The sequence below is a fragment of the Rhizobium sp. BK650 genome, assembly GCF_014195325.1.
Lineage (GTDB): Bacteria > Pseudomonadota > Alphaproteobacteria > Rhizobiales > Rhizobiaceae > Rhizobium.
The window spans coordinates 150,220-172,717 of sequence record NZ_JACIBK010000014.1; the positions used below are offsets into that span (position 1 = coordinate 150,220).

21 protein-coding genes and 1 pseudogene are annotated in these 22,498 nt (G+C 58.8%); 9 read left to right on the forward strand and 13 right to left on the reverse strand.

The window, feature by feature from the left end:
- Nucleotides 1-5 precede the first annotated feature (5 nt).
- The 5 genes and pseudogenes from FHX15_RS26760 to FHX15_RS26780 form a co-directional block, all read right to left on the reverse strand.
- Complete coding sequence (locus tag FHX15_RS26760; RefSeq protein WP_184401363.1) at nt 6-944, reverse strand: carbohydrate ABC transporter permease; 939 nt, start codon at nt 942-944, stop codon at nt 6-8.
- Nucleotides 945-1,041: 97 nt separating this feature from the next.
- A complete protein-coding gene (locus FHX15_RS26765) occupies nt 1,042-2,295 on the reverse strand; it encodes a sugar ABC transporter substrate-binding protein (protein WP_184401364.1) in 1,254 nt (417 codons plus the stop codon).
- A 547-nt stretch (nt 2,296-2,842) separates the two neighbouring features.
- Nucleotides 2,843-3,650, reverse strand: a pseudogene (locus tag FHX15_RS31190) (ABC transporter ATP-binding protein).
- Nucleotides 3,651-3,781: 131 nt separating this feature from the next.
- A complete protein-coding gene (locus FHX15_RS26775) occupies nt 3,782-4,720 on the reverse strand; it encodes a PfkB family carbohydrate kinase (RefSeq protein ID WP_184401365.1) in 939 nt (312 codons plus the stop codon).
- A 3-nt stretch (nt 4,721-4,723) separates the two neighbouring features.
- On the reverse strand, nt 4,724-5,524 hold the full coding sequence (locus tag FHX15_RS26780) for a class I fructose-bisphosphate aldolase (RefSeq protein ID WP_184401366.1): 801 nt from the start codon (nt 5,522-5,524) through the stop codon (nt 4,724-4,726).
- A 226-nt stretch (nt 5,525-5,750) separates the two neighbouring features.
- Between FHX15_RS26780 and FHX15_RS26785 the strand changes: the two genes are divergently transcribed.
- Together FHX15_RS26785 and FHX15_RS26790 are read left to right on the forward strand one after the other, a co-directional pair.
- Nucleotides 5,751-6,512, forward strand: coding sequence for a DeoR/GlpR family DNA-binding transcription regulator (locus tag FHX15_RS26785; RefSeq protein ID WP_184401402.1), 762 nt, complete (start codon nt 5,751-5,753; stop codon nt 6,510-6,512).
- 158 nt (nt 6,513-6,670) lie between these two features.
- Entirely contained in the window at nt 6,671-7,696 is a 1,026-nt protein-coding gene (locus FHX15_RS26790; protein ID WP_184401367.1) for a LacI family DNA-binding transcriptional regulator, read from the forward strand.
- Here FHX15_RS26790 and FHX15_RS26795 read toward each other — a convergent pair.
- Together FHX15_RS26795 and FHX15_RS26800 are read right to left on the reverse strand one after the other, a co-directional pair.
- On the reverse strand, nt 7,684-8,637 hold the full coding sequence (locus FHX15_RS26795; protein WP_184401368.1) for an alpha/beta hydrolase: 954 nt from the start codon (nt 8,635-8,637) through the stop codon (nt 7,684-7,686). The genes FHX15_RS26790 and FHX15_RS26795 overlap by 13 nt on opposite strands.
- Nucleotides 8,638-8,646: 9 nt before the next feature.
- Nucleotides 8,647-9,795 carry a Gfo/Idh/MocA family protein gene (locus tag FHX15_RS26800; protein ID WP_184401369.1) on the reverse strand — a complete coding sequence of 383 codons (1,149 nt, stop codon included), beginning with the start codon at nt 9,793-9,795 and terminating at the stop codon, nt 8,647-8,649.
- A 151-nt stretch (nt 9,796-9,946) separates the two neighbouring features.
- Between FHX15_RS26800 and FHX15_RS26805 the strand changes: the two genes are divergently transcribed.
- From FHX15_RS26805 to FHX15_RS26835, 7 genes are all read left to right on the forward strand, one after another.
- On the forward strand, nt 9,947-10,768 hold the full coding sequence (locus FHX15_RS26805; protein ID WP_184401370.1) for a sugar phosphate isomerase/epimerase: 822 nt from the start codon (nt 9,947-9,949) through the stop codon (nt 10,766-10,768).
- 10 nt (nt 10,769-10,778) lie between these two features.
- On the forward strand, nt 10,779-11,855 hold the full coding sequence (locus FHX15_RS26810; protein WP_184401371.1) for a Gfo/Idh/MocA family protein: 1,077 nt from the start codon (nt 10,779-10,781) through the stop codon (nt 11,853-11,855).
- Nucleotides 11,855-12,676: a sugar phosphate isomerase/epimerase family protein gene (locus tag FHX15_RS26815; RefSeq protein WP_184401372.1), complete on the forward strand. Its 822-nt coding sequence runs from the start codon at nt 11,855-11,857 to the stop codon at nt 12,674-12,676. Before FHX15_RS26810 ends, FHX15_RS26815 begins: the two co-directional genes overlap by 1 nt.
- On the forward strand, nt 12,673-13,506 hold the full coding sequence (locus FHX15_RS26820) for an alpha/beta fold hydrolase (protein WP_184401373.1): 834 nt from the start codon (nt 12,673-12,675) through the stop codon (nt 13,504-13,506). Before FHX15_RS26815 ends, FHX15_RS26820 begins: the two co-directional genes overlap by 4 nt.
- Nucleotides 13,503-14,225 carry a ribulose-phosphate 3-epimerase gene (locus FHX15_RS26825; RefSeq protein WP_184401374.1) on the forward strand — a complete coding sequence of 241 codons (723 nt, stop codon included), beginning with the start codon at nt 13,503-13,505 and terminating at the stop codon, nt 14,223-14,225. Before FHX15_RS26820 ends, FHX15_RS26825 begins: the two co-directional genes overlap by 4 nt.
- Entirely contained in the window at nt 14,222-15,166 is a 945-nt protein-coding gene (locus FHX15_RS26830) for an ROK family protein (RefSeq protein ID WP_184401375.1), read from the forward strand. The genes FHX15_RS26825 and FHX15_RS26830 overlap by 4 nt, the downstream gene beginning before the upstream one ends.
- Before the next feature lie 130 nt (nt 15,167-15,296).
- Entirely contained in the window at nt 15,297-15,506 is a 210-nt protein-coding gene (locus FHX15_RS26835) for a hypothetical protein (RefSeq protein WP_184401376.1), read from the forward strand.
- A 168-nt stretch (nt 15,507-15,674) separates the two neighbouring features.
- Here the strand turns inward: FHX15_RS26835 and FHX15_RS26840 are convergent, their stop codons facing one another.
- The 6 genes from FHX15_RS26840 to FHX15_RS26865 all read right to left on the reverse strand — a co-directional run bounded on the left by FHX15_RS26840 (nt 15,675) and on the right by FHX15_RS26865 (nt 22,386).
- Nucleotides 15,675-16,574 (reverse strand): sugar phosphate isomerase/epimerase, encoded by a 900-nt coding sequence (locus FHX15_RS26840; RefSeq protein WP_184401377.1) that lies wholly within the window; start codon nt 16,572-16,574, stop codon nt 15,675-15,677.
- Nucleotides 16,575-16,647: 73 nt separating this feature from the next.
- A complete protein-coding gene (locus tag FHX15_RS26845) occupies nt 16,648-17,586 on the reverse strand; it encodes an ABC transporter substrate-binding protein (RefSeq protein WP_183749985.1) in 939 nt (312 codons plus the stop codon).
- Nucleotides 17,587-17,649: 63 nt separating this feature from the next.
- Nucleotides 17,650-18,633, reverse strand: coding sequence for an ABC transporter permease subunit (locus FHX15_RS26850; RefSeq protein WP_183749984.1), 984 nt, complete (start codon nt 18,631-18,633; stop codon nt 17,650-17,652).
- A gap of 32 nt (nt 18,634-18,665) precedes the next feature.
- A complete protein-coding gene (locus tag FHX15_RS26855) occupies nt 18,666-20,210 on the reverse strand; it encodes a sugar ABC transporter ATP-binding protein (RefSeq protein ID WP_184401378.1) in 1,545 nt (514 codons plus the stop codon).
- Nucleotides 20,207-21,610 carry an FGGY-family carbohydrate kinase gene (locus FHX15_RS26860; protein ID WP_184401379.1) on the reverse strand — a complete coding sequence of 468 codons (1,404 nt, stop codon included), beginning with the start codon at nt 21,608-21,610 and terminating at the stop codon, nt 20,207-20,209. Before FHX15_RS26860 ends, FHX15_RS26855 begins: the two co-directional genes overlap by 4 nt.
- On the reverse strand, nt 21,607-22,386 hold the full coding sequence (locus FHX15_RS26865) for a DeoR/GlpR family DNA-binding transcription regulator (RefSeq protein ID WP_184401380.1): 780 nt from the start codon (nt 22,384-22,386) through the stop codon (nt 21,607-21,609). The genes FHX15_RS26860 and FHX15_RS26865 overlap by 4 nt, the downstream gene beginning before the upstream one ends.
- Between the last annotated feature and the right edge of the window lie 112 nt (nt 22,387-22,498).

The following is a 22,498-nucleotide window of genomic DNA, read 5'->3' on the forward strand; positions in this document are numbered from 1 at the left end:
GCCGGTCACCTGGCCTTCTGATGTTTGATGTAGAAATACGTGGCGCCCATCGAGGTGATCAGAATGAAGATTGCGCTCGCCGACGCGCGCGAAAATTCGTAGCTCGAAAAAGCGAGTTTGTAGGTGTAGGTGCTGAGCACCTCGGTCGCGTAGATCGGACCGCCTCCCGTCGTCATCCACACGAGGGGAAAGACCTGCATCGTCCAGATGAAATCAAGCAAGGCGATGCTGATGATGATCGGCGTCAATTGCGGGATCGTGATGTAGCGGAATTTTTGGAACTCATTGGCCCCGTCAATGCCGGCGGCCTCGTAGAGATCCTTGGGAATGCCCTGAAGACCGGCGAGAAGGCTGACCATGTAGAGCGGGTATCCCGCCCAGATATTCGCAAAGGTCAGCGCGTGCAGCGCGGTTGTGGTGGAAGAAAACCACTCGACCTTGAAGTCAATGATATGGAGCGTCATCAGAATGCTGTTGACGACGCCATTGGGGTCCAGCAGCAGCCGCCAGATGATCGCGATGATCACCGCCGTGAAGAGCCAGGGCAAAATGTAGAGAACCCGCAGAATGCTTCTGATCAACGGGTCGACACGCTGGCTGTTGAGCAAAAGGGCGAAGGCCAGACCGATCAGAAGATGGAAGATGACGCTCATTATCGTGAAGTAGAGTGTCTGTCCGACCGCCTGCCAGAAAACCGGATCTTTGAAGATCGTCACATAGTTCTGCAAACCAACGAAGGACGCGTCCTTTTTTGTGATCGCACCGTCCATCAGCGAATAGCGCAGGACGGTGAGCATGGGAAACAGCATCAGCAGGCAGAAAAGAAACGTCGCCGGTGCGACGTATAGATAGGGTAAAAGCCTCTTTCGCGTCTTGTAGGAAAGAATGCCGGGCCTTCGTAATTTAACACGCGTGCGGATCGATGTTTCTGTGGCGAGGCTCATCAGAGGTAATTTCTCCCTGGTCGTAACGCATTGCTTGGTCGCGGTGTAGCGGCAGCGTGATTGAAGTCTATCACGCTGCCGCTGCCGTCTTGGGAGACTACTTCGCGAATTCGGCCAACCATTGCTTCTGCGTATTGGCGGCTGCCTCCTTTGCGCCTTGCTGACCGTCGAACATCTTTTGAACTTCGACGTTCATCTGGCGCATCAGATCGTCGGCCACCGGCAGTCCGACGAATTCGTTGGCGAGCTTTCCGCTCTGGAAGATTTTGAAAGCTTCTTCGAACAGCGGATCTGACTTGGAGAAGTCGGGCTTGGCGTGGATATTGCCCGGGAAGGCATTGGCGATCGACACGAGACGGCTGTTCACTTCCGGGCTCATCAGATATTCGACGAGCTTCCAGGCCTCCGCTTTGTGCTCGCTTTTGTCGCTGATGCCGATACCCCAGGAAGCATAGGGCAGCCCGCGCTTGCCAGTATAGCCGTCGACGGCTGGAAGGGCGGAGATGCCGAACTTGAGATTGGGGTTTCGCTGGCGAATGAGATTGATGTGCGCCAACGAGTCGATCATCATGCCGACACGTCCGTTGACGAACTCTTCGACCTTGTCCTGTTCCTTCTTCGCAAAAATACCAGGCGAGATGACGCCGGCGTCCTGCAGCGACTTGACGTATTCAAGCGTGCCGACCACGGAGGCGTTTTCGAGATCGGGCTTGCCATCCTTCAGCATGGATGCTCCCGATGCCCAAACCCAGGACATCACGTCATTTTGGATGCCGCCGGGATTTTGCAACGAAAGCGGCAGCACCCAACCATATTGATTCTTGTCCGCGTTGGTCATCTTCTTTGCGGCAGCGGCAAATTCGCTGCGGTTTGTCGGCATCTTTTCGACACCGGCCGCCTTCGCCAGATCGAGGTTGACAAAGACCGGGTAGACGAACGAGGCAAGCGGGAACATGACGCTTTGCCCGTTGACCTTGATGATATCGGCGATCTGGCTCTGATCATATTTGGCATCAGCCATCAGGCTGTCCATCGAGGCAATTGCGCCCTGCTTTGCCAAGCCGTTAACCCATGCGCCGTCCAGGCCGACGACATCGCTGAGTGTCCCCGACGCGGCTCCGACAACGATCTGATCATGGGTGGCGGAATAGGGACCGCTGACGAGCGTCACCTTGATGCCGGGGTTTTTGGCTTCAAAGTCGTCCATGATGCTGCGCAGAGCGCCGGCGGGCATTTCTGGTTCCCACCATTGAATGAACTCGAGATTGGTCTGAGCAAAGGCGCAAGTGGCGCATAGTGCCCAAGCGGCCAGCGCCGACTGAGCCGCCATGATATATCTTCTGACGTTCATGTTTCCCTCCCTAGGAATGATATTTTGCTCGATCCTCCCGACCGAGCCCAAAGTAGGTTCCTTGAGGCCTCTGGCTGTCAATGAAGAACTGCAATCGGAAAAAGCAAGCAGGCCCCAGGAGTGCTAAAAATGCCTTTAACATATTGATTTTCAAAGATTCTAGCTATCAATCTCGATACGTTTTTTTCTTTCCGACATATTGCTCGTGTTGCATTTTTTCTTTACTTTCGTAAACAAATGAAAGGCGAGGCGTTCAAAGGAAAACAAATGAAAGCTTGTGAGCGGTATGGGAAAAGCAGGTTCGGCGGAGCTGTACGCCTAGAGATATCACTTTAAAGTCGCAATTCGGTTCCAACGACCACCAAAAGAGAGCCTGGCGTCTGTGCCGCAAAGTCACGGGGTCCCGAGACGGTCCTGTGGTGCCGATGCGGAAAGCACAAAGGCTGCGGCAAAGAGCGACGAGGATGGCGGCGAGCACTTGTAAACAATGGAGTAAGCAGGCGCTCCTGCGACCGCCCGCCAACCAGCTCCGCCACCGCGGATCTTGTTAGATTGCCAGATGCGTCTGGGGATCGAAGAAGTGCAGCTTGGCGACATCGATCGCCAAGTTGACCATTGCGCCCGGCTGGACTGTGCTGACGGCTTCGAACTTCGCGACGGCGTTTGCCGCACCGCTCAAGTCCTCGACGGCATCGGGGTCACCGGAGCTGATCCGCACTGCTTCGATCTTCAGATGAACGATCAGCTCGGAGCCCAGTTCCTCGATCGATTTCACAAGGGCCGGGATCGTTGCGTAGCGTGATCCCGGTTCCAGACCGCTGTCGTAAAGGTCTTCTGGGCGAATGCGCAGCTTAGCATCGAGATTTGACAGGGGCTCGTCCATGAGAAAAGCTGCCGGTTCCCGTACCATTGCGCGTCCCATGGCGACCCGCTGGCGTTGACCGCCGGAGAGCGAGGCCGGTTTGCTGTCGAGCAGCGTATGCAACTGAAGTGTCTTGGCGATCTCATTGACCCGCTTCGTGCGCTCTTCCTTGTTCTTGCCCGCAAGCTTCATCGAGAAGGCAATGTTGTCGAACACCGTCATATGCGGATAGAGCGCATAATTTTGAAAGACCATTGCTATGTCCCGGTCCTTCGGTGCGAGATCCTCGACATTTTCTCCACCGATGCTCAGGGTCCCGCTGCTGATCTCCTCCAGCCCGGCGATCATGCGCAATGCCGTCGATTTCCCGCATCCCGAAGGGCCGACGAGGATGAGGAACTCGCCATCATTTATCGTCAGGCTAAGATCCTTGATCGCGTGGAATTTTGGTTCCAAAGGTCTTGCAAATTTTATCGAGTACAACAACAGCCACGGCACTTCCTCCTTGGTATCGTCGCCATCCGATCGTCAGGACAGCCCCTCCCCGGCGCTGTTTCGATTGAACCGAAACCGTCATCTGCGCAGCACAAATCCGATCGTCCAGCGCACTAGTATTACGGATTCTCAGCCTGGCGGCACAACCGGCCTGGGCACGGGTGCATCTTCCCTCGCCAGCCACGCGAGACAGGCGCTTTGATCCGGCAGCGCCATGCGGCCACCGGGGCCAGTCACCGAGATCGCCGCTGCGGCAGTTGCATAAACGGCGCAGTCGACAGGCTGCTTTCCCTGTGTCAGCGCAAAAGCATAAGCGCCGTGAAAGCAATCTCCGGCGCCCGTGGTGTCGACTGCCTTAACCTCGTAGGCCGGAACATGCCAAAAAACGGCGTCCCTCGCCTGCCTGACATAGGATCCTCGTTCACCGTCGGTCAGAACGACTGCGGTACGGTCATCGGACCAAAGCTCGTGCAGGATCAACGTCGGATCCGTTTCGCAGGAATAAGTCTGAGCAAATTTCAGTGGCAATACCAGATGGTTGGACAGGCTCATCAATCGTTCCGTCGCAGGCCCGATCGTCCATTCAATGTCTGCCACCACCGCAAGACCGAGCATGCGGGCGCGCGCAACGATCGTATCGGCGTGGGTGGCATAGCCGTCGATCAACAGCACCTGGGCTTGTGCAAGAGTTTTGTCGGTCACAGCCTCGGAGGTTCCGTGCGGCACATCATCGTCATAGGCGATAAACCTGTCACCTTCGGGTCCGACCGTGATCACCGACCGTATTGGCCGGGCATCGGCGCGGCGCGGCGCAAAGGATATATCGACCCCATGCCGTTCAAGCTCGCGGGCGCTGATATCGGTAAGAGGCTGATTGCTCAGCCAGCCGATGAAACCGGCCCGCCCCCCAAGCTTCGCGACCGCAACAAGGGCCGTCGCGACATTGCCGCCGTGGTCCTGGGTGCGACTTGTCACCTTCCCCTTGCCGGCACTCAGCGGTCGGTCGACATAGATGATATCGTCGATCGCCAGAGCGCCGAAGCCCAGAACCTGAAGGTTGTGTACCACCTGTCAACCGCCCGCGGCAGCGAGCGCCTCTTGCGGTGCCATACCGCCGTGAATGACGAACTTGAAGGCGCGAGCCGCCATCGTCGTGTCGCCGTGCCCCCAGAGGTTTCGCCCCACCACGGCACCCTTTGCCCCCGCACGCAATGCATCGAAGGTCTGAGTCAGAGCCCCGAGCAGATTTTCCGTTTTCGGGCCGCCAGCGATAACGATGGGAACCGGGCACGTGGCGACGGTTTCCCTGAAAGAGTCGAAGTCCCCGGTGTACCCGACCTTGATCACGTCGACGCCGGTCTCAAACCCGATCCGCACAGCATAGGCAATTTCGTCCGGAGTGAAGACGATCTTGCCGCCGTTTGAATAGTCGCGGGGATAGACATGCGCAACGACCGGCATTTCAAAGCGAGCGGCGGCGTTGACGGTATCGGTGAGCCAGCGAATATATTCGCCTTCCGTATTGCCGCGCACCGGAATGGCAACGGCCAGAGCATCGGCACCGTAGCGTACCGCATCCTCGGGGGTTGCGATTAGCTGACGGATTCGGTCGTCCGGCGTAAAGCAGCCGGCTTGAATGACCAAAGCGGCCTTGCCGGCATAGGCGGGCCACAAGTGGCGCGCAGCACCAGGCTGAATGCTGATATAGTCCGGCTCTCCGGCCATCACCCGCTTTAGAGCGCCCGGCAGATCCGCCAGACCGCCCTCTCGCACGTTGCCATAACCAACGAAGTGGTCGACTGCGCCACCGAACAAATGCCCTGACGGATGTGAAAACAGCCGTGACAGGCGAATCTTGGTTCCAAGGCCCATTTCGATGCTGTCCCTCCACAAGTTTGATTGCTCGCCGAGAGCCTAACTCGAAAATAAACGAATGTTCAATATTTCGATTCCTTTCGTTTTGATCTAAAACTGACGTCAAATGGGCTGGACATCCACTTACACGCCCTTCATCGCGTTTTTTGAGCACAAAGGGTTGCCCTGGATTTTCGATTTTCGAAAGCTAGGTACCGTCATCGAAAGGAATTCGGAGGCACACATGCTTGCGGAACAACGGCGACATCAGATCATGCTGGAACTTCAGCGGACCGGCCAAGCGCGCACCACGCAGCTGGCGGAAAACTTCGGTGTCTCAGAGGTGACCATCAGATCCGACCTGGAAATTCTGGACGCCAAGAAGCTGCTCATCAAAACGCATGGCGGCGCGATCGCTTTACCTGCCAGCTCGCCCGCGGCAGCCTTCGAAGAACGGATGAACCGCAATTTCGATGCTAAGCGGCGCATCGCGCAGATGGCCGCACGCCAGATCATCGACAACCAGTCCATTGTGTTCGACAGCGGCTCGACACTGCTGCAGGTCGCCATGCAAATGCCGCCGGTCAGTAACGTCGTGGTGGCCACAACCGCCATGAATATCGCGCAGCATCTCATGTATCGGCCAGGGCTGGACGTGCACATGATAGGCGGCCGGGTCTTTCCCAGCACCGTCAGCACGATCGTCTCGGATTCCGATAAGGCGGTCGGCGGTCTTGTCGCCCACCAGGCGTTCCTCAGCGCTCATGCCATCGATCACGCATTCGATGTCGTCGATGTCTCGGAAGACATTGCGCGCACAAAACGCAATCTGGTCCGCATGGCGAGGCGCGTCATTCTCGTGGCGGATTCCAGCAAGTGGGATATTGGTGCTTCGTCCAAGGCATTTTCGCTTTCCCGGGTCGATCTGATCATTACCGACACCGGCATGCCGCACGGGATTCGCAGTCGACTGGACAAGCTGGGGGTCGAAGTGCGCTATGTGTAGAGGCGGCCAAATGCCAATTGTTCTTCATGTAACAAAAAATTTTGCGCATGCGATATTCTCAGGCTACAAACGCAATTCGAAAGCCCCACACTCCGCCTTTGCGATATCTGACGCAGACGAGCCTTGGCGCAGTGCAACCAGAATTGCCAAGGAACAAGATGACGATCAAAACCATGGACGATTTCGCCCGGTCCTGTGGCGTTTCTCGTCCAACGCTTTCCCGGTATTTCGATAACCCGAGCAGCGTAAAGCCGGGGACGCGCAAACGCATCGAGGACGCGCTGTCGGCATCGGACTACCGGCCGAACCTCTATGCCCGCAACCTTAATCGCAAGAGGACACGAAACATTGGCATTCTCGTGCCTGTCATCACAGATCCATTCTATGCCGAAATGATCAACCGTCTGGAATTGCTCGTGCGTGGTGAAGGTTACTGGCCAATCGTCATTTCGTCCCACGGCTTGCCGGATCTCGAAGCCGAGGCTGTGAACACGCTTCTGTCCTTGAAGGCTGCCGGTGCGATCATCGCGCCTCTTGGTCTCTCTTCCGAGCCAGGCATCTTCGAAAAACTCCGGGAGAGCATTCCCATTGTCTACTTCGATACGTTCATCGAAGGCGACACGCCCTTCATTGGCAACAATAACGCCCAAAGCGTTGCGACGATTGTCGACTATCTCTGCCGATCGGGCGAGGCGCCCGCATATTTCGACATTCCGCATGTCAATCACAATTCCGGGGAGAGGCTGGCAAGCTATATCGCCACGATCAAGTCGCTCGGTTTCGAACCGGTCGTGTTTGGCGCCACTGAGAATTATGGCTGGGATTTCGAACGTATGGGATACGAGCAGACCGATGCAATGATCGCGACCGGAACGCTCCCGGGCAGGACGATTCTCTGCGCAAACGATCGCCTCGCCTTCGGCGCAATGGCAGCCGCCCACTCGCGCGGCCTTCGCGTCGGCCGCCGAAGCGACAGCGATCTTCGCATCGCCGCCCATGACGACCACCCTCTCAGCCGCTATACCTGCCCGCCATTGACGACAATGGCGCAAGACTTCACCGCCATGGCGCGCGGCAGCGTCGACACACTGCTGTCGATGCTCGATGAAGACAATGACGCCACAAAGGTTGTCGCGCGAAAAATCATCCTCGACGGTACATTGGTGATGCGTCAGTCGGCGTGATCGACGAGGCTGCGCCATCCGGCAACCGCCTCTTCCACCGCCCGCCGCGCCGCCGGAATGTGCCGCCCCATGGAAATGAAGCCATGGATCTGGTCCTGCCAATGCCGCAGGACTACAGGGACACCCGCCTCGGCAAGCCGGCGGGCATATGCCTCACCTTCGTCTGCAAGGATATCATGGCCGGCAATCGCGACGAAGGCCGGTGGCACGCCCGCGACATTTCCGACACGCAGGGGTGAGACGCGCCAGTCACCGATATCGGCCGCATCGCGGACGTAGTGATCCCGGAACCAGCGCATCGTCGAGGTCGTCAAACCGTATCCTTCGGAAAACCTCACATAGCTGTCAGCCGTCTGTCCGGCATCGGTGTTGGGATAGAGCAGAAGTTGGACCGAGATTTTCTGGGCAACGCCATCCCGCGAGAGAAGCGACAGGACAGCAGCCAGATTGCCGCCGGCACTGTCGCCCGCGACGGCAATGCGATCTGGATCGATACCGAGCGCGCTTGCCTGCTCCACGATATAGGCAAGAGCCGATACGCAATCCTCCAAACCCGCAGGGAACTTGTGCTCGGGGGCCAGCCGATAGTCAGGACAAATTACCGCACAGGCGCCGATATTTGCAAACCACCGGCAGATCTCGTCATGGGATTCAAGCGTGCCGACGACCCAGCCACCACCGTGAAGGTAAAGAAGTGCCGGCGCATCCGCGTCTGGCGCACCCAAACCTCGATAGATCCTGACCGAGATCGGGCCGCCCGTCCCTGCAATTGTTCTGTCCTCGATCGCCCCGACCGGCTCGCGATCGCCCTGCAATGTCGGGCAACCCGCGTCATAGGCGGCGCGCGCCTCGTTTACCGTCCCGCGCTCAAACGGTGGCTGGTTTGCGGCGCGGCCGAGCGCCAGGACATGCGCGGCGCCGGCATCCAATCGATCGTTCATCGTTTCTCCTCAAGCAAGCAGGCTGCGGGCTTCGTCTTCGCCGAGCAGCGGCGGTTGTGCGACTGTGCTCGCAATGGCAACCGCGCTCCTAGCCTCGCTGGATACCAGGGTCGCTTCCATGATTTCGAGAACATGAAGGGCCAAATCGCCGGAGGCCCGCGGCGCCCTGCCCTCGCCAAGCGCGCGGATGAGATCGGCAACGCCCAGCATGCGATAATTGGCGCGGTCGGGAGCGCTATATGGCCAGTTCGAAGCGCCATACAACTCGCCTTCGCTTTCGAAATTCTTCCATTCGGCGCCACGCTCGGAAAGCGAGACCGTTCCGCCGAACGTATCGGGATCTGGCAAGCGCAACGAACCTTCCGTGCCGTGCAGCTCGATCGGATGATTGGAGTGCCGGAAGACGTCCCATGACGTGCCGAAATTCACCGTTGTGCCCGATTGAAACTCGAGGAGCGAGAGCACGTTGGTCGGCGTGCCCACTTTGAACCTCGTGTTCTTGAAGGGGCCATCGGCCGTGATCAGCCGTTCTTCCTGGCCTTTCGTCGCCATCGCCATGACACTTTTCACCGGCCCGAGCAGATTGACCAGCATCGTCAGATAATAGGGACCCATGTCGAACATCGGTCCGCCACCGGGTTGATAATAGAATTGCGGATTGGGATGCCAATGTTCCATGCCGCGGCCGAACATGAAGGCGGTGCCGCTGACCGGGCGACCGATCGCACCTGCATTCATCAGGCCTCGTGCGCGCCGGCCGGCGGCGCCGAGGAATGTATCGGGAGCCGAACCCAAGAGAAGACCGCGACCTCCAGCTTCAGCCACCAGCTTGCGGCCCTCGGCGGCCGACGTCGCAAGCGGCTTTTCGGTGAAGACGTGCTTGCCCGCAGAAAGTGCCGACATCGTCACGTCGAAATGAACGGCCGGGATGGTGAGGTTCAGTATAAGGTCGACTTCGGGGTCTGCCAAGAGCGCGTCGACCTCCATTGCCCGGATGCCATATTCCTTCGCCCTCAGCGCCGACATGTCGGATGAGATGTCGGCACAGGCCCTCAATTGGACTCCGGCAAACAGGGCAGCGTTACGAAGATAAGTCATCGAGATATTGCCGCAGCCGATAACGCCGATGCCCAGCCTGGTTCCCGGATTTGCTTTCATGAATTGGCCTCCCCACCAATCTCAAATGTTTCCCCCGATGGGCGTTGCTGCCGCGACAATCGCTATAGAACATTTTATTTCTTGACGCGCGATAAATTTTTATAAACCATGCGGAAAACCCATCGAATATCATCGCATCAAGGAATGAGGCATGAGCATCAGAGACCTGAAAGTCGGCTGCCAGACATTCACCTGGGAAATGCTCGGGAAAAACTGGAATGGCCGCCCGGACGATCTGCTGGATGCCATTGCGAAGGGCGGCTATGCGGGCATCGAGATCACCGACACGATGATCGGCCACTACGCAGACCGCCCCGACGATTTCGCCGCAAGCCTGAAGAAACATGGCCTGACGCTCGTGTCTTTCGCGATGGGCTCGAAAAGCGGCTTTACTGTCAGGCAAGAGATCGACAACGACCTCAGAACGACACAGCGCTGGATCGATTTCGCGGCCGCCTTTTCCGGCGCCCTCGTTTCGATCGGCTCGGCGACGGTTGTTTCGGAAGGACCGCGGGAAGCGAAATTCGAAATCGCTTCGGAATTCTACAATCGGGCTGGCGAGCTGGGCAGGGCATCGGGCGTGGATATCGCTGTGCATCCAAGCTCGCACCACAATACGCTGCTGTTCGACCGTGCCGATTATGACCGGATCTTTTCGCTTATCGACAAGAACCTCGTCGGCTGGGTCCCGGATACCGGGCATATCCTGCGCGGCCATATGGATATTCTCGATACGCTGCGAACCTATCAGGACCGCATCCGCTATCTGCACCTTAAGGACGTCGATGCGAACGGCAAATGGGCTATGCTTGGCAAGGGGGTCTGCGATAGGCCCGCCGTGATCGACATCGTCGCTGCTGCGCCGCGCTTCAATGGCTGGCTGGTCCTGGAAGAGGAATCAGACACGGCCGCCGCCAATCCCGTGGCAGCCGTCCGGGCGAACCGTGAAACAATGCGCCGCTACGGCGCCTGAGGGAGAAGTCATGATCCGTAAGGAAGACCGCCGGCTGCGTGTGGGCGTGCTCGGCTGTGGCCCGATCGCACAGTTCGCCCATCTCGAATCCTGCTTGAAAGCCAGGAATGCCGACCTCTACGCCATCTGCGATGCAGCGCCGGACCTGCTTGCTCGCATGGGTGCGACGTACGAACCACAGAAGATGTACGCCGATTATGACGCGATGCTCGCCGATCCCGAGCTCGAAGCCGTCATCATCGCCACGTCGGACGCCTATCACGTACCGATGTCGATCAAAGCGCTCGATGCTGGAAAGCATGTGCTCTGCGAGAAGCCCACTGGTGTTACGGTCGAGGAAGGCCGGGCGCTCGCCGACGCCGTCAAGCGCTCCGGCAAAGTGCTGCAGGTCGGTCACATGAAGCGTTTCGACCCGGGGCTGGAGGCTGCTCGGGATTTTGTCCGTGACGATATCGGCGAGATCTTCGCGTTGAAAGCATGGTACTGCGACTCCACCCACCGCTACACCAATACCGATGCGGTCCAGCCGCTGCCGATCACCAGCAAATTCGCCAAGAAACCCACAGAAAACCCCAAGGCTGACCTGCGCCAGTATTTCATGCTGGCGCATGGCTCGCATCTCGTCGATACCGCTCGTTTCCTGTGTGGTGAGATCGTCGCGGTGCGAGCCCGCCTTATCGAGCGTGCCGGCGCCTATTGCTGGTTCGTGGCAACCGAATTTGCCAATGGCGCGCTCGGTCATCTCGATCTGACGGTCGCCGTCCGCATGGACTGGCATGAGGGCTTCCAGCTCTATGGCGAAAACGGTTCGGTGATCGCCAAGACCTTCAATCCCTGGTACCTCAGGGCGAGTGAAGTCGAGATCTTCCACGAAAAGGACGCGACGACCCGAAAGCCGCTGGGAGCCGACGGGCACTTCTTCCGCCGGCAGCTGGAAGGGCTTGCCGATACCGTGCTGAACGGTGCGCCAATGCGCGGCGCCGATATAGAGGATGGCATCGCCTCCATCCGCGCCATGGTCGCCATCGCCCGCTCGGTAGAAACGGGCGAACGCATCGAACTCGCAACCGTCACGGGATCGGTCTGATGCAGCTTGGCATCTTTGCAAAAACCTTCCCCGGCACCGATCCCCGGCAAGTACTCTCGGCCGTGCGTGACTGCGGATTTGCGACGACGCAGTTCAATCTCGCCTGCGTCGGCCTGCCGTCGATGCCCGATGCGGTAGCGCCGGAAACGATCACCGCGATCCGGACAGCATCTGAGGAGACCGGCGTTTCGCTCGTGGCACTTTCGGGCACGTATAACATGGCCCATCCGGACAGGTCCGTGCGCGAAAGAGGGCTCAAACAGCTTGGAGTGGTGATCGAAACGGCGGCGGCCCTGCAGATTCCGCTTGTGACGCTTTGCACCGGCAGCCGTCATGCCCAAGACCAATGGATGCATCATCCCGACAATGCACTTCCGTCCGCCTGGGCCGATATGGCGGCCGAAATGGAAAAGGCGCTGGAACTTGCCGAGCGACACGGGATCGATCTTGGCATCGAGCCGGAACAGGCAAACATCGTCACCTCCGCCGCTGATGCGGTGCGGCTGATCGAAGAGATAGGTTCGAGGCGCCTGCGCATCGTGCTCGATCCGGCAAACCTCTTCGAGCAGGCAGCACCGGCCGAAGTGTCCGACATCGTTGCTAGGGCGATCGATATCTCTGCCGGGTATGTGACGATGGCCCATGCGAAGGATCGTTATGCCGATGGCCGCTTCGCGACCGCAGGTCAGGGTATCGTCGATTTTCCCGCCTTCATCGACGGCCTGCGCGCGACCAGTTTCAGCGGTGCGCTCGTCACGCACGGTCTTGCGGCAGAAGAAGCACCCGCTGTCGCCAGATTTCTGTCGGATCTGATCCAATGAAGACGCACGTCGCCTTCAGACGCGACGATGCCGACCTTTCAGTCTACGACTGCGGGACAGGCCAAGCCTTGCTCTTTCAACACGGGCTCGGAGGCAATGAGGCACAGGTCGCGCAGGTTATCCCGGAAGGGTGCGACTGGCGGCGGATCACGACCGAGTGCCGCGGGCATGGAAGCTCGACGCTCGGAACGCGACGCCCCTTCTCGATTGCGATGTTTGCAGCCGACGTCTTGGCCGCGGCAGACGAAAAGGGAATAGATCGGTTCATCGCCGGCGGCGTCTCGATGGGCGCAGCCATCGCGCTGCATTTGGCCAAAACGTATCCCGAGCGCGTCATGGGTCTCATTCTGGTGCGACCGGCATGGTCGTTTGCCCACGCCCCAGACAATCTCGCGCCGATCCGCGAGATCGCGGCATTGCTTCGATCTCATTCGCCTGGCGACGGCCAGACACTTTTTCCCAGGTCGGCGACGGCGGAACGTCTGCGGATGGAAGCGCCAGACAATCTCGCCTCTCTGCTTGGCTATTTCGAACGCCCGGATGCACGAGCTTTCGCCGACGTCCTCTGCGACATCGCCTCGGATGGAACCGGCGTTTCGCTGGAAGACGCGGAAAACCTCACTGTTCCCGCCCTCGTCCTCGGCAACGGGCAGGATGCTATTCACCCCCTCGCCGTCGCGCGATTGCTGGCTGACACGCTTCCAAATGCCCATTTCATCGAAGTGCCGGCAAAGGCAGCGGATGCCGAAGCGCATTTCGCCGGGGTCCGAACGGTGATCCAGCAATTCCTCACCACAGAATTCAAACATCGGAGCGCCGCTCAGCCATGACATCGAACTCTCTCTCGGGCGGCGCCTTCGCCGCATTGCCACGGCATAGGCTACTCGGCGAGTTTTCACTCTGGTCCGCAGATCTTGCCAATATGGAGCGCGACCTTCGCCGCATCGAACCCTATGTCGATCTCCACCATATCGACGTAGCCGACGCGCGCTTCACGCCGGGCTTCCTGTTCTTTCCCGATTTCGTCGCCCGCATCGCCAGGCTGACGGCAAAGCCGATCCATGTGCACCTGATGGTCGAGGCCGAGATCGTCGAGGAGCAGACGCGCCAGTTCATCGAGGCGGGCGCCGATCTCATCAGTGTTCATGCCGAGAATGGGGAAGCCGGCTTGCGTGCGGTGGCACTCGCAAAAGAGCTTGGGGCCGAAGCCGGTGTCGTTTTGCGACTGGAAACTCCGGTCGCCGCGGCAGAACCGTTCCTGACTGAGGTCGCCTTCTTCACGCTGCTCGGGACCTCGATCGGCGTCAAGGGACAAAGCCTTTCGGACAAAGCCTGCGACCGGTTGCGCGAAGCGCGATCGCGGATGAAGCGCGTCGGACGTGAAAAGGAGATCGTCCTTGCAGCGGATGGCGGCATCCGCGAACAGACCGTTCCGCTGTTGCGGGCAGCAGGTGCCGAGACGGTCGTGCTCGGATCACTGGCGTTCGGCGACATGGATCTGCCGGGGCGCATCGCCTGGCTGCGTGCTCTGGAGGCCGCGCCGCAATGAGCAGAATTGCGCTCGCATTCGATCTGGGTGGAACGGAGTTGCGCGCCGCACTGGTTGGCGACGGCGGCAAGTTATTGGCGTTCGCATCCGCTCCGACGCGCGCCAGGGATGGGCCGGATGCAGTCATCGAGCAGATCACAGTGCTTGCGGAGGAAGCCTGTTCGGAACTTCCCGACGCCAGGCCGCTCGGTATCGGCGTCGGAGCGCCCGGCCCGCTTGATCCGGCCGCGGGCATCCTGACTGCACCGCCGACACTCTCGGGCTGGCGTGAAGTACCCCTCGCGCGCCTTCTTGAAGATCGCTTGAACCTGCCTGTCCGGTTGGAGAACGATGCAAACGCCGCCGCTCTCGGCGAATGGCGTTTCGGCGCCGGGCGCGGCACGGCCTCCCTTGTGTTCGTCACCGTGTCCACCGGCATTGGCGGTGGGGTGATCGCCGATGGCCGGATCGTGCACGGTCGTCGTGGGCTCGCAGGTGAAATCGGCCATATGACCATCACCGGCGAGAGTGAACGATGCCTTTGCGGGGCGGTGGGCTGCTTCGAGGCGGTGGCGTCGGGCACGGCACTTGGACGTCGTGCGACAGCACTGACAAAACCGGGTGACGGTTCAGTGCTACGTGCGCTGTCACACGATGGCGACGTGACGGGCCAACACGTTGTCGAGGCTGCGCGCGGAGGTGACGAAGCAGCCCTTGCGCTGATTGACAAGGAGGCTCGCTGGCTGGGCATCGGCTTTACCAATCTTCTCCACCTCTACTCGCCGGATATGATCGTCATGGGCGGTGGAATTTCCCATGGCTACGGTCTCCTTCGCGAACGGATCGAGGGCACCATTCAGGAGCGCGCGATGCCCGCTTACCGCGATGTGCCGGTCGTGCCGGCGCAACTCGGAAGGCATGCCGGTTTGATCGGCGCCGCAAGCCTAGTCCTTCTCAAATGAGAGGTTCCGAAATCTGACTGCCGCTCCACTGCAGGATGATAGCCGAGTGCTGAGTTGGATTTGTATAAGCAGTAGCCTTTCGATGAAGACGACAATGCGGCGTTGGCATTGTTGATGGTCGCCGGCGATAGTGCGCTTCCACGTCGACCTCGGGGCCGGTACCATTGGCATAAAGGATGTCGGCTCGCTTGCCTCCATCGAGGAAGGCAACACCGGCGTCTCCCTTGAAGATGTCATCGCCGCGGCCACCCTTCAGGACGTCGCGTTCACCGGCTCCTGTGATATCGTATTTCAATCCCGAGAAACGTTGGGCAACGTCGATGTCAAAGCACATATTTAGGACACCAGGCAAACTACGAAAATATGCACGAATCGGTTGGCGTACGATTTCGCACTAATCTTGTCCTGACCCCTTGTTCCGGAAATCCCTAAGAAGCTGCGCATCGTATTTGATGCGGGCGGCTCCGCCATCTCGTTCTTTGCCCTGCTCATTACCTATCCGGCAACTCTAAGCCGATGGCGCGTGAGCGTTCTTTACAAGTTCGGCTTTGAGGCGCGCGGTTTGCAAACCGAGCTCAATGAATTGCAGAGCATGGCTCGCGAGCGCAACATTGTCATCCCAGAGATTTCTCCAGATCGCTGTCTTCAACGACAGGTCCTTGTCCACGATAGCCATTGAAAAAGATTCGAAGGTCACATAGTCATCCCATCCAATGGCGACCAACGCGTCGAAGATGCCCGCAAAATCGATGGTGCCGGTTCCAAGATATCCACGGTGGCTTTCACCGATATGGACATAGCCGATTTTATCGGCGGCATTGCATATTGCCAATCCGACGTCAGCTTCCTCAATATTCATGTGGAAGGTGTCGAGATGCAGAAAGACGTTCGAAGCACCTGTGTCGTTGATGTAGGCCAGGCCTTGAGCTGCCGTATTGAGCATATTGCTTTCGAAACGGTTGACGATCTCGAGATTGAGGGTCACGCCTGATTCCCTTGCGCGATCGGCGACGCGTGAAAGGGTGCTGACGCTGGTATCCCATGCCTTGCGAGACAGTGCGCGCTCCTGTTTTCCGTGCGAGGAACTCAAAATGCCGGCGAGTTTTGTGCCACCAAGATCGCGAACGAGCGCAACCGCTCTGTCCAATATGGCCTCACCGTTGGCGACCACCGCGGGATTATCGCTGGAGATGTCGCCATCGGCCGGCAGGCCCATGCTCACTGCGACGTCGAGACCCAATTCCCGGATGCGAGACGAGAGCCACTTCACGTCGACCAGCTTGGGATCGAGATATGAAAACTCCACGAGCTTGAAGCCGAGTTCATGCGATCTCGCAAGCGTGCGCTCAAGCTCATCGCGAGACGAGCCAGCGCTCCAAACGAAAGAGTGGACGCCGATTTTGGACATGGCTCTAAATCCTATTCCATTGAAGAAAGGGCTCGCCGAGCCTGACCGCACCGGCGAGCTCCCGGAGGAAACCTTAGCGAGCTGCAGTCCAGCCCTTGTAGTCCTTGACGTTGTCGGCCGTGATGAGCTTCGGGTCGAGAAGCACGGTGTTTTCCGCTGGTTTCTTGCCGTTCAGAACATCGACAGCCATCTTGAGCGCGTCGCCGGCCATGACGTAGGGGTCTTGGGAAGCTGATGCCTTGATCATCGAATTGCCGCTTGCGAGCGACTTTTCAATGTCTGGAGCACCGTCGACGGCGGTGATGAAGAACTCGTTGCGGTTCAGCTGCTTGGCGGCAAGTTCCGCACCGATGCCAGTCGGGTCGTTGATGGCGAAGACGGCGTCAATCTTGTCGAAGCGCGTCAGCAGGCCCTGCATGACGGCAAGACCGCCATCACGCGAACCCTGACCGTTCTGGTCGTCGGACAGGATCTTGATGTCCGGGTTCTTCGCCAGCACGTTCTTGCAACCCTGGACGCGGTCGAGGATCGATGAAGAAGCAGGCCCGTTGATGATCACGACGTTACCCTTACCCTTGAGCTGATCGACGATGTACTGGCACGCCTCTTCACCAGCCTTGATGTTGTTCGTCATCACGGTGACGTCAGCGCCCGGGGCCGAAACGTCGAAGGCGGCGACGATAACGCCGGCAGCCTGGGCTTTCTTGACGGCAGGGGCGATTGCCTTGGCATCGACGGCGTTCAACATGATGATGTCAACGCCAGCAGCGATGAAGCTGTCGATCTGCGAAACCTGCTTATTGAGGTCGTAGTCAGCCGAGACCGAGGTGACCTGAACGTTCGGATTGATTTCCTTGGCGCGATCCTCGATGCCCTTGATGGTCGCAACGAAGAACGGGTTGCCAAGCAGACCGACGGAAATGCCGATCTTCTGAAGGTCCTTGGCGGCTGCCGGCATTGCAATTGCTGCGGCCAGAGCGGTCGCTGCGAGCAGTTTCGAAATCATGCGCATATTTTCCTCCTTATGGCGCTTCCTGCGCCTGTTATCCGGCAACCCGGTTCCTCCAGCCACACTTTAGGTGCGGCTAAGTCCTTTCAGCCTGTAGCGGTCGAGCGCCACGGCAACGATGATGACAAGTCCCTTGATGATGTACTGCCAGATGTCGGAAACACCGACGAGGATGAGGCCGTTCGACAGCACCGCGATGATGAGGGCTCCGATGAGGGTGCCCCAGATCGAACCGACACCGCCGACAAAGCTGGTGCCGCCTAGAATAACAGCGGCGATGGCATCAAGTTCGTACGATTGGCCAAGCTGCAGGCCGTTTGCGGCATACAGGCGAGCCGCCGACATCACGCCCCCAAGCCCTGAGAGCAGACCCGACATCGAGTAGACGAAGAGCAGCACCAGCGGAACCTTGATGCCCGTAAGGCGCGCTGCCTCCACGTTTCCGCCGACAGCATAAATCCAAGTCCCCAATACCGTGCGCTTCAGGATGAACCACGAGATCAGGATTGTCGCCAGAGCGATGATCGCGAGCCATGGGACGCCGAAGAAACTGCCATTTCCGATGAAGTCGAACGGCAGGTCGGGATTGAAAACCGTCGTGTCATTGCCAAGCAGTCGGGCAATGCCGCGCATCGCGGTCAGTGAGCCGAGTGTGACGATGAAGGGCGGAAGCTTGAGCGCGGAAATGATGGTTCCGTTGACAACACCGCAAGCGAGACCGACGCCGATCGCAGCCGGGATGCCCAGCATGCCGACGTCCGGCCAGAGAGACACGATCACGCCCACCATAGCCGAGGCAGCAAGGATGGAGCCTACCGAGAGATCGATGCCACCCGTCAGGATGACGAACGTCATTCCGGCGGCCAGAACAGTGTTGATCGATGCCTGCTGCATGACGATCGACAGGTTGTTGACGCTTAAAAAGCGACCGCTCAACAGGTGAAAGCCGATGGCCAGTATGACGAGCACGGGCAACATACCGAGCGCGGTGAGGGTCGATCTGAATTTTGCCTTGCCGGCGTTCGGCTGGTCGGTTGATGTCGAGGTCATATCTTTAATCCCGTCGTCTTTGTTAGCCGGCTTCAGGCGACTTTCGACGCCGATCCGGTGGAGAAGGCCATGATGGCTTCCTGGCTGATTGGCTGATTGGGCGTCGCCAGCACTTCGCCGGCGATCCGGCCTTCGCGCATGACGAGGACGCGATCGGCAATGCCGATGATCTCCGGCAAGTCGCTCGAGATCACCACGATCGCTATGCCTGCCTGAGCGAGTTCGTCGATTATCCGGTAAATCTCGGACTTCGCCCCCACGTCGACGCCGCGTGTCGGTTCGTCGAAAATGATAACCTTGGGCTTCGTTTCGAGGAGACGAGCGATCAGTGCCTTCTGCTGGTTGCCACCCGACAGCGCGCCGACATTGATGCTTGCGCTCAATGTGCGAATGGAAAGTGATTTTATGGCACGGGCCGCACGCTCCCGGGCGGCGGCGAAATTGAGGATACCGCCGGGGCCGGCGTCTTTACCGATAACGCCGATGTTGATGTTCTCGTTGATCGTCATATCGAGGAAAAGTCCGAGACCCTTCCTGTCTTCGGTGAGATACGCGATCCCGGCTTCCATCGCGTCGCGAGGACCACCGATGGCGAGCTCTTTGCCTTCGAGGGACACGGTGCCGGTCGTTTTATGGTCCGCACCGAATATAAGACGCGCCAGTTCCGTCCGTCCGGATCCGACCAGACCGGCGATACCAAGGACTTCACCTGCCCTTGCATCGAATGAACACCCGAGAACCCGCCGACCGTCACCGATATCTGTCACGGAGAGGACGGTTTTGGCCACGTGAGGCGCCGTACGGTGTTCCTTCTTGTAGAAGGTCGAGAGATCGCGACCGACCATCATGGAGACCAGTCGCTCGGCCGATAGCTGTTCACGCTCGAGCGTGCCCACGTAAGCGCTGTCCCGCAGGACGCTGACGCGATCTGCGAGCGCGTAGATTTCCTCCATCCTGTGACTGATATAGATGACGGCGATGCCCCGTGCCTTGAGGCCCGCGATGACCTCGAACAGCCGTTCCGTCTCCCGTGAAGTCAGTGAGGTGGTCGGCTCGTCCATGACGATGATCTTCGCATTGGTGGTGAGTGCTCGGGCAATTTCCACCATCTGACGTTCGCCCAACGAGAGCGTCGCCACGAGTTGCGCCGGACCGAACGTCGTGCCCAGTTGCTTGAGGATTGGCTCGGCACGGGCGCGTGCCGCAGCCTTGTCGACGACACCATAGCGTGATGGCTCGGCACCCAGAAACATGTTCTGGGCAACCGTCAGGTTTGGGGCGAGAGACAGCTCCTGGTAAATGACCGAGATTCCGTTTGCCTTGGCCTTGATCGGATCTCCCGCCACGATCGGCGTTCCCTCAACGAGTACGGCGCCGCCAGGATCGGCGACATAGGCCCCCGACAGGACCTTCATCAGGGTCGATTTGCCCGCCCCGTTTTCTCCCATCAAAGCATGGACTTCTCCCGGATAGACCGTCAACGAAACATTGGTGAGCGCCTTTGTGCTCGCGAACGTCTTGCTGATATTGCGCATCTCCAGAACGGGTACGCGCGTTTCGGTGTTTGCCGCGCTCATGCGTGGAACTCCTTCCTTGGCACCGCCTCCGGTTCGTCGATCTCAGCCAGTGCTTTCCACGCATCGCGGTAGGCTTCGAGTCCGAAAAGCTGCGCCGGTGCTACCTGACGTGTCTCATTTGCAAACGGCTTCAGACCCAACATGTCGAAGACAAGCGCAGCAGCCCCAAACGCGCTGCCTTCAGCTGTCGCACTTCTAAATATCGGCTGTGCAGGACGCAGCTGTGCGAGTATCTCGGCAAACAAACCTGTCTTGACCAGGCCCCCGTCTATGACGATCGGGTTCGCCGACCGAATGAGATCGAGAGAAAGACTGGTCATGAGAACCACGTAGAGAAGCGCAACCGCCGCCCTCTCCTCGCCTTCGACCTCCGGTCCCACGAACCGGCCTTCGAAACCCTGCATCGGCCCGCCTGGCGCGAACGACGGCAATGCGAACACGCCTTTTGCAATCACGCGTGATAGTGCTTCGATGCTGATCGGCGTGTTCCAGCCCCCGCTTGCAAGATCGTACTCTCTGCCTCCCATGAATCGGATCGTGGGTGCTGGCCTGCCGTCGACCGTTACGTTCGCCAGCATGTCCCGATGCTCATCCAGCGCATCGAGGGGGCATGCCGAATTGAAGATCACTACCCAAGTGCCGGTCGATACGAGGGTGAAATTCTCGAAGCCGACAGAACGATAATAGTAGAGCGCCGAATTGCTGTCGTGCACACCATTGTGGACCACGACCGAGAGTGCAGCCCCTTCGTCCGAAGCGCCCTCCCAGCGGCCCAAGGCAGCCCCCGCTTTTTCGAAATCGGGCATCTTTTCACGCCATCCTCGGCTGTCGACAAGACTGCTGAAATCACCGAGCAGGGGTGCCCACAAGTGAGAGTGGCAGCCGATGTAGGAGACTTCCGAGACCTTGCGACCAGAGAACTTCCATGACCAGAACTGCGGATAGGAAAGAACAGCATCGGCGCGGTTTAGCGCCTCGGGCCTGACGGCCTCCAGCCACAGCATGTGCCGCCCGTAGTTGAAACCCAGCGGAAGCTTTGGAGAATAGGTCTCTAAGAAAGGCGGGATATATAACTCGATCCGACCTGCCAGCGACGGAGGAGGTTCCTGTTCATAGTCGAGGATCGGATGGACAAGGTGATCCTGCTCGACGAGCGCAAACGTGCAGCCATGACCGGAGAAGATGACGTGTCCGACCGAATGGTCTTCGACCGCACGCGCGAGCGAGATCTTCATCCATTCGTAGAGAGCCTCGTCGTCAAGTACGCGAAAACCCTCGTATTCGGCCCACAACGGCTTTGTTCGCGTTTCCGAAAGTACGGACCCGTCTGTATCGAAGACAAAGAGTTTCGAATTGGTCTTGCCGAGATCGAAGACCGCGATCGCGTTTGATGGCGTCATGCCTGACCTCCCACCGTCGCGATCATTATCGTAACACCCGCATCCTCAAGCATCTTTGCTCCGACATCCGAGAGTCCGTCGTCGATCACGATCGTGCCGATACGCGAAAGCGGGAGGACGACATTGCGCGGTTGGATCGAGAGCTTGCGGCTATCTGCAAGGAGGACGATTTCGTCTGCACAACTGCTCAGCTCTCCAATCGCCTTCGTCAACAACGGATGTGATTCAAGAAGCCCCTCGGTGCTGATACCCTGCGTCCCTACGAAAAATCGTGAGGCGAAGAAGTCGGGCGCGCCCGCTGACGCGTCGTGGATAATTCCCGGCTCGCGGTACAGCACTCCGCCCGCCAAAGTCAGATGGCAAGTCCCATGCTCGCCGACGTATGCGGCTAAGGGCATGGAATTTGTGTAGAGGCGGACGTTGCGGCGAGCCAATTTCAGACCGAGTTGATAGCAGGTCGATCCCGCATGCACGATAATCGAGTCTCCATCCCGCACCAGCCCCGCGGCGGTTTCGGCGATCGCACGCTTAGCATCGACCGCTATGTCTCGGTTTTCATCATAGGGACGAGCGGAAAGGCGCGCCGTGGTCGACGGCTCGTTCGCGGAAATCCCGCCGTAAACCTTCCGGGCGACCCCAATCTCGTGAAGCTTGTCGATATCCCTCCGTATCGTGGCAGGAGAGACCCGAAGTCGCTCCTGCAAATCGCGAACCGACGCAAAGGGCCGTTCGCGAAGCATCTCGGCGATCAGACGGTGGCGATCGGAATCGTTCAAAGCGGGCCTCCAACGACGCTTCTCCCTCAGCGTCTATGACGAACTATAATCATATGAGCAGAAAGATCGCAACACTTGATGAATGGAAATCTTCACCATTGACGATCTGCAA

Coding starts and splice junctions, on each gene's coding strand:
- FHX15_RS26760 (WP_184401363.1), bottom strand. CDS start 944: ATGAGCCTCGCCACAGAAACATCGATCCGCACGCGTGTTAAATTACGA.
- FHX15_RS26765 (WP_184401364.1), bottom strand. CDS start 2,295: ATGAACGTCAGAAGATATATCATGGCGGCTCAGTCGGCGCTGGCCGCT.
- FHX15_RS26780 (WP_184401366.1), bottom strand. CDS start 5,524: ATGGGCCTTGGAACCAAGATTCGCCTGTCACGGCTGTTTTCACATCCG.
- FHX15_RS26785 (WP_184401402.1), top strand. CDS start 5,751: ATGCTTGCGGAACAACGGCGACATCAGATCATGCTGGAACTTCAGCGG.
- FHX15_RS26790 (WP_184401367.1), top strand. CDS start 6,671: ATGACGATCAAAACCATGGACGATTTCGCCCGGTCCTGTGGCGTTTCT.
- FHX15_RS26795 (WP_184401368.1), bottom strand. CDS start 8,637: ATGAACGATCGATTGGATGCCGGCGCCGCGCATGTCCTGGCGCTCGGC.
- FHX15_RS26800 (WP_184401369.1), bottom strand. CDS start 9,795: ATGAAAGCAAATCCGGGAACCAGGCTGGGCATCGGCGTTATCGGCTGC.
- FHX15_RS26805 (WP_184401370.1), top strand. CDS start 9,947: ATGAGCATCAGAGACCTGAAAGTCGGCTGCCAGACATTCACCTGGGAA.
- FHX15_RS26810 (WP_184401371.1), top strand. CDS start 10,779: ATGATCCGTAAGGAAGACCGCCGGCTGCGTGTGGGCGTGCTCGGCTGT.
- FHX15_RS26815 (WP_184401372.1), top strand. CDS start 11,855: ATGCAGCTTGGCATCTTTGCAAAAACCTTCCCCGGCACCGATCCCCGG.
- FHX15_RS26820 (WP_184401373.1), top strand. CDS start 12,673: ATGAAGACGCACGTCGCCTTCAGACGCGACGATGCCGACCTTTCAGTC.
- FHX15_RS26825 (WP_184401374.1), top strand. CDS start 13,503: ATGACATCGAACTCTCTCTCGGGCGGCGCCTTCGCCGCATTGCCACGG.
- FHX15_RS26830 (WP_184401375.1), top strand. CDS start 14,222: ATGAGCAGAATTGCGCTCGCATTCGATCTGGGTGGAACGGAGTTGCGC.
- FHX15_RS26840 (WP_184401377.1), bottom strand. CDS start 16,574: ATGTCCAAAATCGGCGTCCACTCTTTCGTTTGGAGCGCTGGCTCGTCT.
- FHX15_RS26845 (WP_183749985.1), bottom strand. CDS start 17,586: ATGCGCATGATTTCGAAACTGCTCGCAGCGACCGCTCTGGCCGCAGCA.
- FHX15_RS26850 (WP_183749984.1), bottom strand. CDS start 18,633: ATGACCTCGACATCAACCGACCAGCCGAACGCCGGCAAGGCAAAATTC.
- FHX15_RS26855 (WP_184401378.1), bottom strand. CDS start 20,210: ATGAGCGCGGCAAACACCGAAACGCGCGTACCCGTTCTGGAGATGCGC.
- FHX15_RS26860 (WP_184401379.1), bottom strand. CDS start 21,610: ATGACGCCATCAAACGCGATCGCGGTCTTCGATCTCGGCAAGACCAAT.